General features: G+C 62.5%; 18 protein-coding genes. 15 read left to right on the forward strand and 3 right to left on the reverse strand.

The features are described 5' to 3' along the window. Nucleotides 1-163: 163 nt before the first annotated feature. Nucleotides 164-436 (reverse strand): hypothetical protein, encoded by a 273-nt coding sequence (locus D3D02_RS06640; protein WP_147435578.1) that lies wholly within the window; start codon nucleotides 434-436, stop codon nucleotides 164-166. A 188-nt stretch (nucleotides 437-624) separates the two neighbouring features. Here D3D02_RS06640 and D3D02_RS06645 point away from each other — a divergent pair, with 188 nt between their 5' ends. Then, nucleotides 625-987, forward strand: a complete 363-nt coding sequence (locus D3D02_RS06645; RefSeq protein ID WP_147435579.1) for a hypothetical protein — start codon at nucleotides 625-627, stop codon at nucleotides 985-987. A gap of 362 nt (nucleotides 988-1349) precedes the next feature. Here the strand turns inward: D3D02_RS06645 and D3D02_RS06650 are convergent, their stop codons facing one another. Both D3D02_RS06650 and D3D02_RS06655 read right to left on the reverse strand, forming a co-directional pair. Continuing rightward, nucleotides 1350-2357: a CPBP family intramembrane glutamic endopeptidase gene (locus D3D02_RS06650; protein WP_121569212.1), complete on the reverse strand. Its 1008-nt coding sequence runs from the start codon at nucleotides 2355-2357 to the stop codon at nucleotides 1350-1352. Nucleotides 2358-2813: 456 nt separating this feature from the next. Continuing rightward, nucleotides 2814-3002 carry an AbrB/MazE/SpoVT family DNA-binding domain-containing protein gene (locus tag D3D02_RS06655; protein ID WP_121569213.1) on the reverse strand — a complete coding sequence of 63 codons (189 nt, stop codon included), beginning with the start codon at nucleotides 3000-3002 and terminating at the stop codon, nucleotides 2814-2816. A 313-nt stretch (nucleotides 3003-3315) separates the two neighbouring features. Between D3D02_RS06655 and D3D02_RS06660 the strand changes: the two genes are divergently transcribed. From D3D02_RS06660 to D3D02_RS06720, 14 genes are all read left to right on the forward strand, one after another. Then, the gene (locus D3D02_RS06660; protein WP_121569214.1) at nucleotides 3316-3717 is read left to right on the forward strand and encodes a hypothetical protein; all 402 of its coding nucleotides are present in this window, start codon (nucleotides 3316-3318) and stop codon (nucleotides 3715-3717) included. A 92-nt stretch (nucleotides 3718-3809) separates the two neighbouring features. Next, a complete protein-coding gene (locus D3D02_RS20605) occupies nucleotides 3810-3950 on the forward strand; it encodes a hypothetical protein (RefSeq protein ID WP_158599325.1) in 141 nt (46 codons plus the stop codon). Between the two features lie 183 nt (nucleotides 3951-4133). Further along, complete coding sequence (locus D3D02_RS06665) at nucleotides 4134-5618, forward strand: hypothetical protein (protein ID WP_121569215.1); 1485 nt, start codon at nucleotides 4134-4136, stop codon at nucleotides 5616-5618. A gap of 4 nt (nucleotides 5619-5622) precedes the next feature. Next, nucleotides 5623-6042, forward strand: coding sequence for a hypothetical protein (locus D3D02_RS06670; RefSeq protein ID WP_121569216.1), 420 nt, complete (start codon nucleotides 5623-5625; stop codon nucleotides 6040-6042). A gap of 39 nt (nucleotides 6043-6081) precedes the next feature. Beyond that, on the forward strand, nucleotides 6082-6513 hold the full coding sequence (locus tag D3D02_RS06675) for a hypothetical protein (RefSeq protein ID WP_147435580.1): 432 nt from the start codon (nucleotides 6082-6084) through the stop codon (nucleotides 6511-6513). Between the two features lie 18 nt (nucleotides 6514-6531). Beyond that, complete coding sequence (locus D3D02_RS06680) at nucleotides 6532-7110, forward strand: hypothetical protein (protein ID WP_121569218.1); 579 nt, start codon at nucleotides 6532-6534, stop codon at nucleotides 7108-7110. A gap of 1 nt (nucleotide 7111) precedes the next feature. Further along, nucleotides 7112-7387, forward strand: coding sequence for a hypothetical protein (locus tag D3D02_RS06685; protein WP_121569219.1), 276 nt, complete (start codon nucleotides 7112-7114; stop codon nucleotides 7385-7387). A gap of 142 nt (nucleotides 7388-7529) precedes the next feature. Continuing rightward, complete coding sequence (locus D3D02_RS06690; protein ID WP_121569220.1) at nucleotides 7530-8147, forward strand: hypothetical protein; 618 nt, start codon at nucleotides 7530-7532, stop codon at nucleotides 8145-8147. 7 nt (nucleotides 8148-8154) lie between these two features. Next, the gene (locus D3D02_RS06695; RefSeq protein WP_121569221.1) at nucleotides 8155-8475 is read left to right on the forward strand and encodes a hypothetical protein; all 321 of its coding nucleotides are present in this window, start codon (nucleotides 8155-8157) and stop codon (nucleotides 8473-8475) included. Next, nucleotides 8472-8684 carry a hypothetical protein gene (locus tag D3D02_RS06700; RefSeq protein WP_121569222.1) on the forward strand — a complete coding sequence of 71 codons (213 nt, stop codon included), beginning with the start codon at nucleotides 8472-8474 and terminating at the stop codon, nucleotides 8682-8684. The genes D3D02_RS06695 and D3D02_RS06700 overlap by 4 nt, the downstream gene beginning before the upstream one ends. Further along, nucleotides 8685-8879 carry a hypothetical protein gene (locus D3D02_RS06705; protein ID WP_121569223.1) on the forward strand — a complete coding sequence of 65 codons (195 nt, stop codon included), beginning with the start codon at nucleotides 8685-8687 and terminating at the stop codon, nucleotides 8877-8879. Further along, on the forward strand, nucleotides 8879-10531 hold the full coding sequence (locus D3D02_RS06710; RefSeq protein ID WP_121569224.1) for a hypothetical protein: 1653 nt from the start codon (nucleotides 8879-8881) through the stop codon (nucleotides 10529-10531). The genes D3D02_RS06705 and D3D02_RS06710 overlap by 1 nt, the downstream gene beginning before the upstream one ends. Beyond that, nucleotides 10528-11352 (forward strand): hypothetical protein, encoded by an 825-nt coding sequence (locus D3D02_RS06715; protein WP_121569225.1) that lies wholly within the window; start codon nucleotides 10528-10530, stop codon nucleotides 11350-11352. Before D3D02_RS06710 ends, D3D02_RS06715 begins: the two co-directional genes overlap by 4 nt. After that, entirely contained in the window at nucleotides 11349-12869 is a 1521-nt protein-coding gene (locus tag D3D02_RS06720; protein WP_121569226.1) for an ATP-binding protein, read from the forward strand. The genes D3D02_RS06715 and D3D02_RS06720 overlap by 4 nt, the downstream gene beginning before the upstream one ends. Nucleotides 12870-13118 lie beyond the last annotated feature (249 nt).

Below are 13118 nucleotides of genomic sequence, written 5' to 3' on the forward strand. Positions count from 1 at the left end.
CCGCTGTGTCGGTTTCTTTCCCTCGACCTCCGCCAAGACCTGGCGGAGGTCGTCGGTAGACACGTTGTCGAGGGAAGCCATATCGAAGCAACGTACTCCTGTTTGAAAAATATTCAGCCGTCAGTATGAACTGAACGATTCCTGTGTGGGTGTGGGAAGTCTTCTATGACACCCTGTCCACGAGCACAAGCAAGACGAGCCCGAGTAGGACGCTCGCCAGTGCGATCCGTCGTTCACGCGGGGTGAGTAGACGCGTGTCGAGAGTTTGTTTGATGACGACGCCCAGCACCGTGCCCGTCGCAGCGAACAGAATCACTCCGAGGACGACGTTGCGGGAATAGATCCAAGTGAATCCTCCAACCAGGGCGCCGAGCAGGAATCCGACAGCGAACCCCACCCTCTCTGGGTACGCCTGTGCGGACGATTCAACTTCCATATACAGGGTGTCATAGATGAGTTGCCACGGTGTGTATTTCACGGCTCGACAACTGAATTGGCCGTGAGAATTTGATTGCATATCTCGCATTGTGTGAAACTGAAGCCCCCGATAAATGGCATTCTTTGTGGTAAACAGTCGTTTGACCCAAGACTGGGTTTTTGATTGGACCGTCTCATCAATGAATTATGAACCGACGCCAGTATCTCGCTGTTTTGACGAGCATACTCTCTCTTGCTGGCTGTACCGGAAGGCCAGGGGATCCCATAACGATGCTCGCCGTCAACCAGGATGACGCTTCCCATACTGTGACGGTCTGGACTATCCAGAGGGAGAAACTGGCCGTGGCAAACACGGTTGACGTGGCGAGCAAGAAGACCGCCCAAATCGGTCAAATGACGTGGAAGAGTGGCCAGTACCGAGTAACGGTTCAGCTAGACGGCGATGTCGCTTTCGCCAGGGAGTTTCAGTCCGATGAATGGTTCAATCAACTCGATGTTTTTATCGACAGCGATGGATCAGTCGAGTTGAACCGAGGGCGAGCAGCGTGAACCCCCTTTCTATGGCCAGCCTGTAGTGAACGATTCCTGTGTGGGTGTGGGGAGTCTTCTATGACACCCTGTCCATATATACAATACACGCGATGACAGAGAATACGTGACTGTGCGTCTCACTATCTGAGAACCGTCTCCACCGAACTCCCCTCGGGGCGGCACTTGCGTTCCTCCAGCACGCACGGCTTTCGAGGTCCTCTTGGTCGCTGTTTCTACAGGCGGAGCGGGCCGAGTGCCTCGGGGCTTGACCCCGAAGGTGAAGGCCGTAAGCGCTTTGCAGCTATCCACTCTGACTCTCTTATCTGAACAGTACCCCACCAGAACAGGTTCATTCGCTTTAGTAACGAGGACGGTGGTGCTCAGGCGTTGGTCGTGTTCTGTGTTTCTTTCCAGCGGAGAGCCGGGGATGCGATCTCCGGTACGACGTGTATTCCATCCCGCGTAGCGTGATACCACCAAGCCACCACAGCGATTCCTATGACAGCACCCACTAGCCGAACCAAAACCGCCTCAAGGGGGAAGACGAGCGACTCCTGAACAGTCGTCGCTGCAGTCAGTTCAATGAGACTCGCATACTGTGGGTTTGAACCAGCGAGGACACCAGCGAAGTTGAACCCGAAGTGAATCCCGATCGGGACGGAAAGTTTACCACTGAGAACATATCCAAGGCCCAGAAGAATGGAGATGACCCCGACCATACTCCCGTACACAGCGCCTTTCGCCACGGTATGGGTCTGATAGAAGAATAGTGAAGAGACAGCGATTCCGACGGCCGCAGCCACACCTCGTGGGATTGATGGGACGCCATCAAGCCCTTCTGTAATGTTCGTGATGATGTAGCCACGGACGAAGAGTTCTTCGGGTACGACGAAGAGTAACTGGAAGAGTGCGCCACCGACTGCGACTACAACCCAGACACCAAGTCCCGTTGGCAGCCCCACGCCGGTGAGTTCGTAGTAGCCGATTCTCAAGCCGACGATAATCGCTAAGAGAGTGACGCCGGCACCGACCAGTGTCCCTCCGGCGAGTCCACGCCACCACTGCCGGTTAATTTCAAGGCCCAAGTCAGTGATCCGACGACGATCAACGAGAATCGCTGCAATGATAACGGCGAAACCGAGTCCTAGTGCGTTCGGTAATTGGGCGGTCAGCATATTGATGACCTCCCCGATTGCGTTGTTCCCTGTTATGGGTCGTGGCTGATACTGGTTCCCGGCCCCGGCCAGCACCAAGAAGAGTAGAAAAGCCACTATGAGACGGATGGAAGCGCGGGGCCGCCGTTCAGCTGGAAGCCAGATCAACCGAACCACTCCGTGGAAGCGGTGACCAAGCTTGCTGCGAGCAGATGACTCAGATTTGTCGTCCATATGACTCAACACCCTATCCGGAAACCGATGCTGGACGGTATTAAAATTCGGCTCTTACCGTCTTTGACCGCCAGTAAACTAGAACGTATGCAGTGGATCGGGTCAGTTAAACGCGCAGTGTCTTCTCCCGGCGGGAAACCAAGATTTGCTGAATACATTCTCTGTATCTCGCACGCCCCTTGTGTCAACTGTTGAAATGCTCAACAGAGCCATCGGTCGGATCTCCCCGAAAAGTCGGACACGATCAGGACCGTGGTGGCATTGTGAGTTCAAGTGCGAACAGCATCGCGAGCCAAAACGTGGCAAGTGGCCACGACAAAGAAAATTCCTTGACGACGAGCGCAGTCGAAAGCCACAGCAGACCCGCATACACGGCTGCAACACCTGCCCGCCCAAACTGTTCCAGGGTCCGGCCAGTAGGATCGTCGACAGCCGCGTCCAACGCGCGACCAGGCATCAGTAGTCGCTCTCCCAGACGGATCCAGCACCGCGGACTACCAGCCCTCCGTCCTCGGTCGGACGCATCAACACTGTCTCACCTGCCTCGAAATCAACCTCGCTGACGACTTCTGCCGGAATCGTGATGCGAACCGACCCATTGCTCTTCTGGACCTTTGCGTCACGCGTCGGCAATCCAGCACTCATAATCGATGGCACGGTGGTAACGGTCAAAAAGAGTCAGACGGGACGATTCCCGGCTCACCCGTAGATGGGTAGAACGGGCAGATTCTGGCTCTTTTCGCTCTAAATCCCGCTTTCTGAGGCGACGGCCGGCCCGGTCGCTCCGGATCACCGGTCGGAGCCAGACTATGACTGGAAAACGCGGGGCTTCCGCCCCGAACCCCTCCTTTTCAGACAACGAGGAGGGCCGAGACGACAGGCGAACAGATTCCAAGCAACGCGAGCGTGTCGAACCGTCTGCCACGTGGCAAGAGTTCGATAACGCCGGGAGGCCGCTGTGACTGGCGAGGTCGCAGTCCGCGAGAACGGCGGAGTCACGGCTATCGAGGCAGACTCACTCGACGGCAACGTCTCCGTCGACCTCGATCACGACCCGCCGATGGTCGGCGTCCCCGAGGAGACGGCAGTCGTCTACGAAGCGGACGAGCTCGAGGCGACCGACGCCGACGAAGCCGTCGCGACCGATGGCGGCTTCGTCCGCGATCGTGTGACGATGCGCCGGTACGGCCTCGGACTCAGCTCCGGCAACCGCAACATCATCCTCACGGTAATGGCATTCGCCTACGCCGCTGCGGGCTATCTCGTCGGCGTCGGTGAAGGAACGGCCGCGATCGTGACGTTCGCCGCAGCCGCTGCGGTCACGTTCTTCCTACAGTACCGGAGGCCCGACCGTGACTGATCTGCTCGACGAGACGCAGCAGTTGCGCCAACACGTCGAGCAGACTGAGCGCGATCGGCAGGAACGAGCGCTTTCTGATGCCGAGGAGGCCGATGAGTGACGTCAGCCAAGTCGACATCGGCCTCGACGCGAGCGACGAGTTCCGGCAGTATATCGCCCGTCTTCGACGCACGTGGCCGAAGCGACAGTACAGACAGGGCCTCCCGCGGCCCGACACGCGGGCACACTTCTGAGGATGCCATCCTGGGAATCCTACCAACATCACGACGCAGGCAAACAGGCCCACGAGGGCCGCATACGGACGAAAGCACGGCGACTCAAAGAGCGACTTCTCGGAGTTCACAAATGAAATCCAGTACGCAGTATCGGCAGTGGCATCGACAGCGATCACACACACCTTCTGACGGAGGCTCGCGATGAGCCTCCGCGAGCGACTTCCGAGCATCGGCGCTCGTGGGCTCGCGATCGCGCTCGTTACGCTCGTGCTGTTTTCGAGCGTGGGCGCGGCCGCGGGCACGGTCATCTTCGGGAACGGTGCGACACCCTCGCCGTACATCAACGAGGACCAGCTGACGAAAGCAGCCCACCCGACCGGCCAGGCTGTCACGACCTACGAAGCGAATGACGGCTCACAGGCCAGTCTCGACGCCATCGTCAACGAAACCGACTCGCAACCGAACGTCTACACCTTCTCACCCGCGCAGATCGAAGCCGCCGACTACGGAGCCTTCCCGCACGACAAGAGCGACGTGTCGGCGCTGACGGCGAGCGAGTGGACGACCTCGGGTGCATCGGTCTCCGATACCGAAACCGGGCCTGGCGTCGAGGCCGTCCAGATCACGACGTCGGCCGCGGGCGACTCCGCGTCGTTCTCGAACTTCTCGGTCACGAGTGACGAGAACAAGAAGTTCGGCCAGATCGGCGTGGTTGTCCACTCGATTTCCAGTGACGGCACGGTGAACGTGAACTTCACCGACGCCGACGGCGACTACAAGCAGGCGACGATCAACACCTCTCAGGACGTCACGGGCAACGCAGCGGTCATCGCGAACGGCACCGGGACGTACGTCTGGCAGGAGCAGTTCGGTCAGCTGACGACGAACTCCGTCAGCGGCTCGGACGGCACGTTCAACGACATCGAGTCGATCAGCGTCACCTCCGCGACCGGGACGGTCGACGCGTCGATCTTCGCGCTGAACGCCGAGAAGACCGGCGAGTGGCAGTTCGGTGATCACCACTACCAGAATTCAGACGACGAATGGGAGACCGAAACCGTGACCGAGCCGATCGGTGACGTCTCGATCGCTTCGATGGGCTCGCTCGGGCCGACCTTCTCGGGCGACAACAACGTCACGGTCCACGACCTGCGCTTCCCCGTCCACTACACGAGCTCGGCGCTGCCGGCCTCGGACACGCAGGCAACAGTCTCGGACGCGGGCAACACCTACCCCGCCTACGACAAGCAGGCGACGATCTACACGCGCCTGTCCGTGCCTGAAGCGTACGATCTGGGCCACCAAGGCCTCTCGCTTCGCGTGAACCAGTCGCTCCCGAGCGACCGCTACGTGAGCGTTGAGGTCGCCGAAGGCACCTCCGACACGAAGTTCTCGGAGATTTCCAACACGGCGTGGACGGACGTCACGGGGCAGTTCTCCGGTGAGAACGAGACGCACGTCCTCGACGACACGATCCAGCCCGGTCAAGAGATCGTCGTCCGGTCTCAGCTCCGGCTGACCCAGGATGACGTCACGGCGATGCAGCAGAGCCCCGCCGGCGGTGGCGGCGGCTTCTTCAGCAACGCCGGTGGTAACGGCGGCATCTGGGGCGCGATCGTCGGTGGCGTCGGTGGCATCGTGGCGATCATCGGCAACTACCTCCGGAAGGCTCGGAAGGCGGTGTGAGCCAATGAGTTCGAGCGGCAGTGACGTCCCGAGTTCGAGCTCGCTCGTCGACAGTGCCCGGAGCGCATCGTCCCTCTCAAAGTTCCTTGCCGGCGGCGCTGGCGGCGTGTTTATGGCAGCCATCTACGTGATTGTCGCGCCAGTTCGAGCGACTGCAGCGGGGCTTGGTGGGTTCGCCAGTGGGTTCTTCGCAGAACTCGATTCGCTGTTCAACACGAACTTCATCGGCGGCCTCTCAGGACTGCTCTCCGCCGGTCAGGAGGGAACGGCTGCGTGGCTGAGCACCGAGGCGTTGGGGTTCATCATCGCGTTCCTGATCGTCCTCGTGCTGGCGTGGCTCTACAGCCTCTGGCAGGACCTCACCAACCAGGACGTCCCGTTCCTGGGGAGTGTCCCGTTCTTCGGCCCAGACGACGCAGAATAATGATCGCACCATCAGTCCCCCGACAGCGAGGTGATCGCGGTGGCCGATAGCGACCGCTACCTCACGAACTGGGGCGACGATGGATCGATCTTCGACCGCGTCGAGGATGGGGACGGCACTCCCAGTGTGAAAGTCGGGCTGCTGACGAAGACTGCGGCCGGCTCAGGCCTGATGACTGTCCTCTACGGGATCATCGCGTACTACCGCGCGGCCGCGCAAGCACTCAGTGACCTCGTCGACGCAGGATTCGACTTCCTGAACGACCTGGTTGCGGTGCTGTTCGGCGACGGAACGTGGATCCTGCGCGGAATGGACCTCATCTCGATCGATGGGCCAGGAGACTACGTCGACGCCGTCTTCGACAGCGCAGAAGCCTCAGTATCGGACGCAGCGCTGGGTTTTCTGCTCGCCTTTGCGCTGATCATCGCACTGGCAACCGTGTTCTGGGGGGTGCGCAAGTATGCGCTGTGACCCGCTGGAGGTGCGGTGATGTCTGTCCCAGATTCAGGCGCGTACGTCAGTGACGACGGCGACGAATCGTGGGACTCCGATAGCGGATCCACCAGTGACGACACGACAAGCAGCGGCGGCGGAGGTATCTCGGGCTGGGGCGACCTCTCGCTCCCGGGCTGGCTCACGAACCTCAAATCCGTCGCGAACAGCCCTCGCCGCTTCGTGCTGGGTGTGCTGCTCTCGACGCTCGTCGGGTACGTCCTGACAGCGTTACTGCTGGGGATCAACCTCTCCCGGTGGATTGCCGGCTTCGAGGTCCCCGGCCAGATCACCGTCGACGGGAGTTCGGTGAACGTCCCGTGGTGCTCCTCGAACGAGTGCGATCTGTTCTCGTTCGTGGACATTCCGGGCTACGTCGCTGACGTCCTGATCGACGAATTCGGGCTCGGCGGGATCCAACTCCTGCAGGGCATCGAGACGGTCTGGACGTCCATCCCGAGCGACGGTGGCCTCGCCGGTCCGGCGATCCTCTTCCTGCTCGGACTCGGGTTGACTGTCGGGCTGTTCTGGCTCGTTCGCATCATCATCGCGGCCGCACCAGTGAGTAGACCATAGAATGAGCGTAATAGACATCTTGAAATCGCCGTTCGCGTGGGCGACGGGGTTCTTCGGAGCCTTAGGGCTCCAGCAGTTGGTCCCGTTTCTGACGGCCAACGCGGGGACGCTGTTCGCCGGCTGGTCGCTGTTCTCGATTCGGATCCTCCCGAGTCTGGATATCGACCCGTCCGTCCAACAGCAGCTGATCCTGATCGGCGCGGGGGCCTACCTGGTCTTCCTCGTCCGTCGGCTCTGGCTCCGTTGGCGCACGCGCACGGATGGAGGCACAGCGTGACGACTACTGCAGCCCGCTCTACCGGGGGTAACCTCTGTCGATCCGGACACAGAGCGGCCGCAGTCTCCCGACAACCGATCCAATCGATATGCAACGCCAGACTCCGCAGTCGATCGGACAGCTTCCAGGGGGACCGTAGCTGATGTCCCTCCTCGGTACTCTCGGTGCGATCCTCGGAGGGTTCCTGATCCTCCTGCTGATGGTCGTGCTGTTCGGGCTCGCCTACGTGAAGAAGGGACGGCTGCCATCGATTCCGTTCCTGTTGAGCGTGCTCTTGGTGGGCCTGCTCGGGTCGCTGCTGCTCCCGTGGAACGTGTCGATCATCCCGACGTTCGGACTCGGCGAGCGGCCCGTCATCGTCGGCGTCGCGCTGCTGATGCTCGCGTGGATGGTGCTGGAGGCCTGGTGGGCGTCCTCGGGGAATCCCGAGACGATCGCCCGAAGCGTCTCCAGACGACTGCAGCGACTCTTCTCAACGTGGGTAGCGATCGGGACGCTCGGCATCTCGCTGGGCTTCTCGCTCGTGGTGATCCTCGCCGGCGAAGGCGCGGAGGTCGCGGGTATCGTCGCCCAGGTCGTCGCCGACGTCCCGCTCATCTCGTCGAATATCGGCGCGATCGGGATCGGCTGGCTCGGCGCTGGCGGACCTCTCCCGCTCGTCGGCGGGACGCTCCCAGCACAGTACCAGACACCGGCGCTCATCGCGGGCACGATCGCGTTCGTGTTCGTCCTCGCAGTCGGGGTGACCTACGCAGATTAACAAGACAATGATACTACAGACAGAATCCCTCACGATCGGCCCGCAGGCCCGCCTCGCACTGGCGAGTCTGCTGGTCGTGGTGATGTTGTATTGGCTCGTCCGGCGGCTCCGAGGCAACGGCGAAGATGCCTCTGTCCGGTCGCAAATGACCTCTGAAACTGGTACGATCAGTTTCCTCGCGTCGGGGACGATGGCGTTCGCCATCCTGGCTGGACTGGCCGGCCTGTTCCTCTCGCCGGAGATTCTCCGGCGACCCATCCTCGGTGTCGCGCTGCTCGTACCCGTGCTTCTCGCGTGGATCCTCAACAAGCGGGAGGTGTCGTCGTGACCCGCCGGAAAGACGTCGCGACGCTCTGTGCGTCGATTCTCGTCGGCTTCGCGAGCGTCGCAGGCGCGCTCGTCACGCTGTTCGGGAGCGGACCGGCGATCCTGCTGTGGGTCGCACTCCCGCTCGTACTGGCGCTCGCGCTGGTCGTCGAGGCCGGCGTGGTCGGTGAGACTCCGACCGACGACTCTGCTCCGGAGGTGAGCGAGTAGATGCGCCTCTGGCGTTGGCTGTTGGTGCTGCTGATCGCTCCGACAGTCTTCTTCGCAGCGCTGGTGGCGACCGGCGCGATCGGTGGAGCCGTCACGGGCCTCGTGGGCGTGAAGATGCCGCTCGCAGTGCTGGGCTTCGCGCTGATCGTGGCGCTCGCAGCGGTCTACAAGAGCGGGAGGATGGTGCTGGACTGATGCGGCGAGTCGCCTTCGCATCGCTCGCGATCCTCCTGCTCGTCGGCCCTGTCGGGATGGGCGTCGGGACGGCAGTCGCTGATCTGTCGGCCGACCAGCGGCCGATGCAGGCGACGTCGCCCACTCAGGCTGACGCGGGCTACACGATCGACGAGCTGCGACGACAGGGCACGAAACCCGATCCGGACTCACCAGACTCAGTCCGCAAACTCGACACGTACACGTCGCTCGCCGTCCGCTACGACGGCGTCGGGTTGCTCCACGCGACCGATAAGTTCCTCGAACACGGGACGACCGTCCGGCGCGATCGCGTCAACCTCGATTCGATTCGGTACGGCCGCCCCGAGAGCGACGAGACGCTCGTGATTGTCTACTGGGAAGCCGAGCAGCGCGAAGTCGCTGCTCCGAACGGGAACGGCACGATCCAGAAGACGGTCGCCGTCAACCAGACGGTCGCGCGGCAGAACCTCACGATCGAGGAGAACCGCGACCGGGCGAACATCTCGCTGCCGAGCCACTCCGAGCCGACGCAGGTGACGATGTGGATCGAGGGCCATCCGGACGTCCGCTGGCACTTCACCCATCACTCGGTGCCGTTCGCTCAGAACATCCTCATCACCACCGAGGGCGGGTTCTGGGAGCGGGCGCTCATCCAGATCGTCTTCCCGACGCTCGGCACGACCGCCCTCGCCGGGTTCGCCGTGCCGGCCGCGATCCGTCGCGCCGGAGCCGGTCCGCAGTGGGGGCTTATGCCGTGGCTCGTGATCCTCGGGTTCGCGACGTTCTTCGGCCTGTTGTTCGCCGCGACGTGGCTCTCGGGCATCATCGTCGCGTTACCGTTCGCCGTCCCGCTGTTCGTCGGCGGGCTCGTCGGGATCGTCTTCCTCGAACGCTACGAGGACGGCGTCAGGCGCGTCGTGCTCTTCCGGATGGACACGGACGCGAAGAAGACCCCTTCCGGTGACATCGCCCGTGAGGGCATCGCTGGGCAGTTCCGCACGATCAAGATCACCAAGACTGCCGGCGGGGCGCTCGCGGTGATCCCGACGGGCCTGCGGGCGTTCTTTGCGCGTGTCTTCGGCGGCGCGGCCGTGCTGGCCGGGGCGTCTCGGATCAACTCCGAGATCGACCTCTACAACTCGCCGGCCGACAAGATGCTGTTCATCGCGACAGATGCGGATTCGCTCGTCGACGTCGAACGCGAGCACTTCAACTTCCGCTCGCCGATCTACGACGAGGAGGGCAACTTCGACATCGGCGGCCTCCTGGAGGCGCTGGTCGTCTTCGCGATTCCGGCGACCGTGTTCTTCCTGCTCGTCGGCCCGATCGTGGCCGTGCTGGCTGGCGTGGTCGGTGTCGCGCTGATCTACACAGAAGCGCACAACGGGACCGCGCGGATCCTGCCCGCAGTCGGGCAGGCCCAGGATGCCTACGCGACCGCGATGTACCTCGAAAAGTCGCTCGAAGAGTACCAGACCTTCGAGGGGCTCATCCAGGAACTCCGCTCGGAGAAGAACCGCCACGAAGACATCCTCGAAATGATCGAGGAGCAGGGCGCGGAAGCGCTCATCCAGCGCGCCCACGAGCGCGAGGATCCGGAAGCCCTCGACGAGCTGTGGTCTGAGGAAGCGAAGGGGGTGACCGAAGCGTGAGTTCGGAACCCTCCGCCGCTGCACACTGGGACGTCGACCCCGACGCGAAAGACCCGCTCGACGAGCCGGACCCACGTCGCCCGGCGCTCAACCGCCTGCGCGAGGAGCAGCTCGAAGCGCTCCAGACGTTCCGTGAAGACGGATTTGCTTCGAGGCAAGCGCTGCTGAAGTGGCTGCATACGTTCCAGTACCGCACGCTCGGGCGTGTTGCCGACTGGGTGTACTATCTGCTGCCAACGCAGGACGTCACCGTCGCGTGCTGTCTGAACAACGCAGAAGCCCGTCGACGACACCATCCGCGGTCGTTCCTCACAGCCGAGCAGCGGGCCGACGAGCGTCACCGACAGGCGGCGAAGCATCTTCGCCCGGCCTGCCGGAAGGCGCTGCGCGACCTCCGAACCCGAGCGACGGAGTACGTCGACGAAGACAACCCCGCACCAGATCCAGACGAATCGCCGCACTCAGTCCTTCGACCGACACTCGACGAGTATCAGCAGCGCCAGCGCATTCGGCTCCAGCGCTGGTTCGACGGCTTCGAGTCGCTGTCGGAGCTCGAGAACTGGGTCCACCAGTTCGACTACGACACGCTCGGGGAGATCGAGAACATCCCGGGCGGCCAGGAGTTCGACTTCGAGCTCATCCAAAAGCGCGCAGGCAGGCGCGTCGCGTTGGGCGGGACTGAAGCGTACGCCCGCGGGCGCGAGCAATTGGCCGCCCGCTATCTTCTACCCGCAACGAACCGCGCAGTCCGTGAGTTAGCGGCGAGTGCAGGGGAAGCGACTGACGAACGATCCGCGGATATGCACATTCCTTCAGGATGACGAACAACAGACTCACTCCGACCGAAAAGAGCGCTCCAGAAGACCGTGACTGGGGCCAGAAAACGCAACAGTCCGTGCGGACGCACTCCGCACCGAAAGACGAACCGACGGACGCCGACGAGATCCGACGCCGATACGGCATCGGTCAGCTGGACATTGCCGACTTCACCAAAGACAGCGACGAACCCTCTCGGATTGTCTACCCAGACCTGCTGATCCACGAGCACGACGCCGAGCGCACTCGTTCAGAGGGCGGCACCGGCGCCCTGCTCGTCGGAAAGCGTGGCTGTGGGAAGTCCACGCTGCTCTCTCAGATCGGCACGCGGCTGATCGACGAGAACGGTGAAATCGTCGTCTGGCGTGGCTCTCCGATGCGCTCAGAGTGGCTGCGGCTGAAGCGCTGGGTTACGCTGTGGCTCCCCGCCGATGCCGACGTCGAGGCCACGTGGATGACCGAAACGGGTGACGCTCCGACCGAGAACGTCGACGATCTGGACGAAGTTGTCCGCGACGTCTTCACCTACGAGGATCCCCTCGACCTCCTGGAGCAACTCGGCGACGGTCCCGAGGGAACGATCAACGTCGTCTACCCGGATCCGACGTTCACCGGCTGTACCCAACTCACCGCGGAGACGAATCGTCCAGGGACGAGTGACCCGCTGCCGTTCCGTCCGTCGTGGGAAACGAAAGAGAGCGAGCCGCCGACGCCGCTGCAGCACTGGTGGTTCGCGTTCATCCTCGCGGCCGTCGAGCATTCGAGTCACTACGAGTGGCTCTCGCTGCTGTTCGACGAACTGGGTGACCTCGTTCCCGAGGACGCGAAACAGGACGCTCACCGCACCCACGACAAGGTCACGCTGTTCCGCTCGTGTATGTCCGATTCGAGACGCGCCGGGTTCTCGCCGTTCGGCGCGATCCACTACGAGGAGAACATCCACCACAAGGGCCGTCGTGAGTGGGAATGGCGCATCTCGATGCCCGACGGCCGACCGAACCCGCGGACGTCGCGAATGTCCTCGATCCCGGTCGGCTTCGAGACCGTCCCGATGGAGTCCGACGTCATCTCGGGCTTCGACGTCGGCACCGGGCTCTGCTACGCTGAGTGGGGTGCGACGTGGTTCGGCTGGGAAGACATTCCCTTCGAGTCGGAAGACAAGCACCGCTGGCTGCGGATTCGCGTCGACGAACCCGAAACGGGGTTCGACGTCGACGAGGAAGCAGATCTCCAACTGCAGTTCGACGACCAGATCTTCGCCGAGTGGCAGAACGCCCACGCACACCGCCTCGTCGTCAAGGATCCCGGCTCTGGACAGCTCTCGGTCGAATCCGGAGCCGTCCTCGATCCGCTCGAATCTCCGATCGAGGCGCTGGCGTTCGACGAACTCCAGGACGTGCCGGGTGGCAAAGAGCTCACGATGACCGGAGAAGCCGGCCAGATCACCGTGGCGCGTATCCCTGTCGACGGGGAGACGCCCAGCTCGGCCAGCGACATTCGGGGGGTGGGTGCTGATGATTGAACGACTCGATCAACGAGATCGCGCTCTGCTTCGCTCACTTCGGGTCTTTAAGTACAGGGCCCACCGGCGGGAGCCGGCCGGGATCTGGGGGCAAACCGCCGAACCTCTCAGATATCCGAGTCGCTACGCACGCGCGAATATAGATTACCTTGGAGGGAGTCCCCCACGCGTTGGGGGGCCACCGCGTGCGGTCCAACGTGCGGGCGGGCGTGATCTCGCGGGCGCATTTATATACGGTCGAGCGGTCGC

The sequence above is a fragment of the Halobellus sp. Atlit-38R genome (genome assembly GCF_003665925.1).
In the GTDB taxonomy this organism is placed as follows: Archaea; Halobacteriota; Halobacteria; order Halobacteriales; family Haloferacaceae; genus Haloquadratum; species Haloquadratum inordinatus.

What these genes read in the sequence shown, in the direction of transcription:
- D3D02_RS06640 (WP_147435578.1), bottom strand. Translation starts at nt 436, where the DNA reads ATGGAAGTTGAATCGTCCGCACAGGCGTACCCAGAGAGGGTGGGGTTC.
- D3D02_RS06645 (WP_147435579.1), top strand. Translation starts at nt 625, where the DNA reads ATGAACCGACGCCAGTATCTCGCTGTTTTGACGAGCATACTCTCTCTT.
- D3D02_RS06650 (WP_121569212.1), bottom strand. Translation starts at nt 2,357, where the DNA reads ATGGACGACAAATCTGAGTCATCTGCTCGCAGCAAGCTTGGTCACCGC.
- D3D02_RS06655 (WP_121569213.1), bottom strand. Translation starts at nt 3,002, where the DNA reads ATGAGTGCTGGATTGCCGACGCGTGACGCAAAGGTCCAGAAGAGCAAT.
- D3D02_RS20605 (WP_158599325.1), top strand. Translation starts at nt 3,810, where the DNA reads ATGAGTGACGTCAGCCAAGTCGACATCGGCCTCGACGCGAGCGACGAG.
- D3D02_RS06665 (WP_121569215.1), top strand. Translation starts at nt 4,134, where the DNA reads ATGAGCCTCCGCGAGCGACTTCCGAGCATCGGCGCTCGTGGGCTCGCG.
- D3D02_RS06670 (WP_121569216.1), top strand. Translation starts at nt 5,623, where the DNA reads ATGAGTTCGAGCGGCAGTGACGTCCCGAGTTCGAGCTCGCTCGTCGAC.
- D3D02_RS06680 (WP_121569218.1), top strand. Translation starts at nt 6,532, where the DNA reads ATGTCTGTCCCAGATTCAGGCGCGTACGTCAGTGACGACGGCGACGAA.
- D3D02_RS06685 (WP_121569219.1), top strand. Translation starts at nt 7,112, where the DNA reads ATGAGCGTAATAGACATCTTGAAATCGCCGTTCGCGTGGGCGACGGGG.
- D3D02_RS06690 (WP_121569220.1), top strand. Translation starts at nt 7,530, where the DNA reads ATGTCCCTCCTCGGTACTCTCGGTGCGATCCTCGGAGGGTTCCTGATC.
- D3D02_RS06695 (WP_121569221.1), top strand. Translation starts at nt 8,155, where the DNA reads ATGATACTACAGACAGAATCCCTCACGATCGGCCCGCAGGCCCGCCTC.
- D3D02_RS06705 (WP_121569223.1), top strand. Translation starts at nt 8,685, where the DNA reads ATGCGCCTCTGGCGTTGGCTGTTGGTGCTGCTGATCGCTCCGACAGTC.
- D3D02_RS06710 (WP_121569224.1), top strand. Translation starts at nt 8,879, where the DNA reads ATGCGGCGAGTCGCCTTCGCATCGCTCGCGATCCTCCTGCTCGTCGGC.
- D3D02_RS06720 (WP_121569226.1), top strand. Translation starts at nt 11,349, where the DNA reads ATGACGAACAACAGACTCACTCCGACCGAAAAGAGCGCTCCAGAAGAC.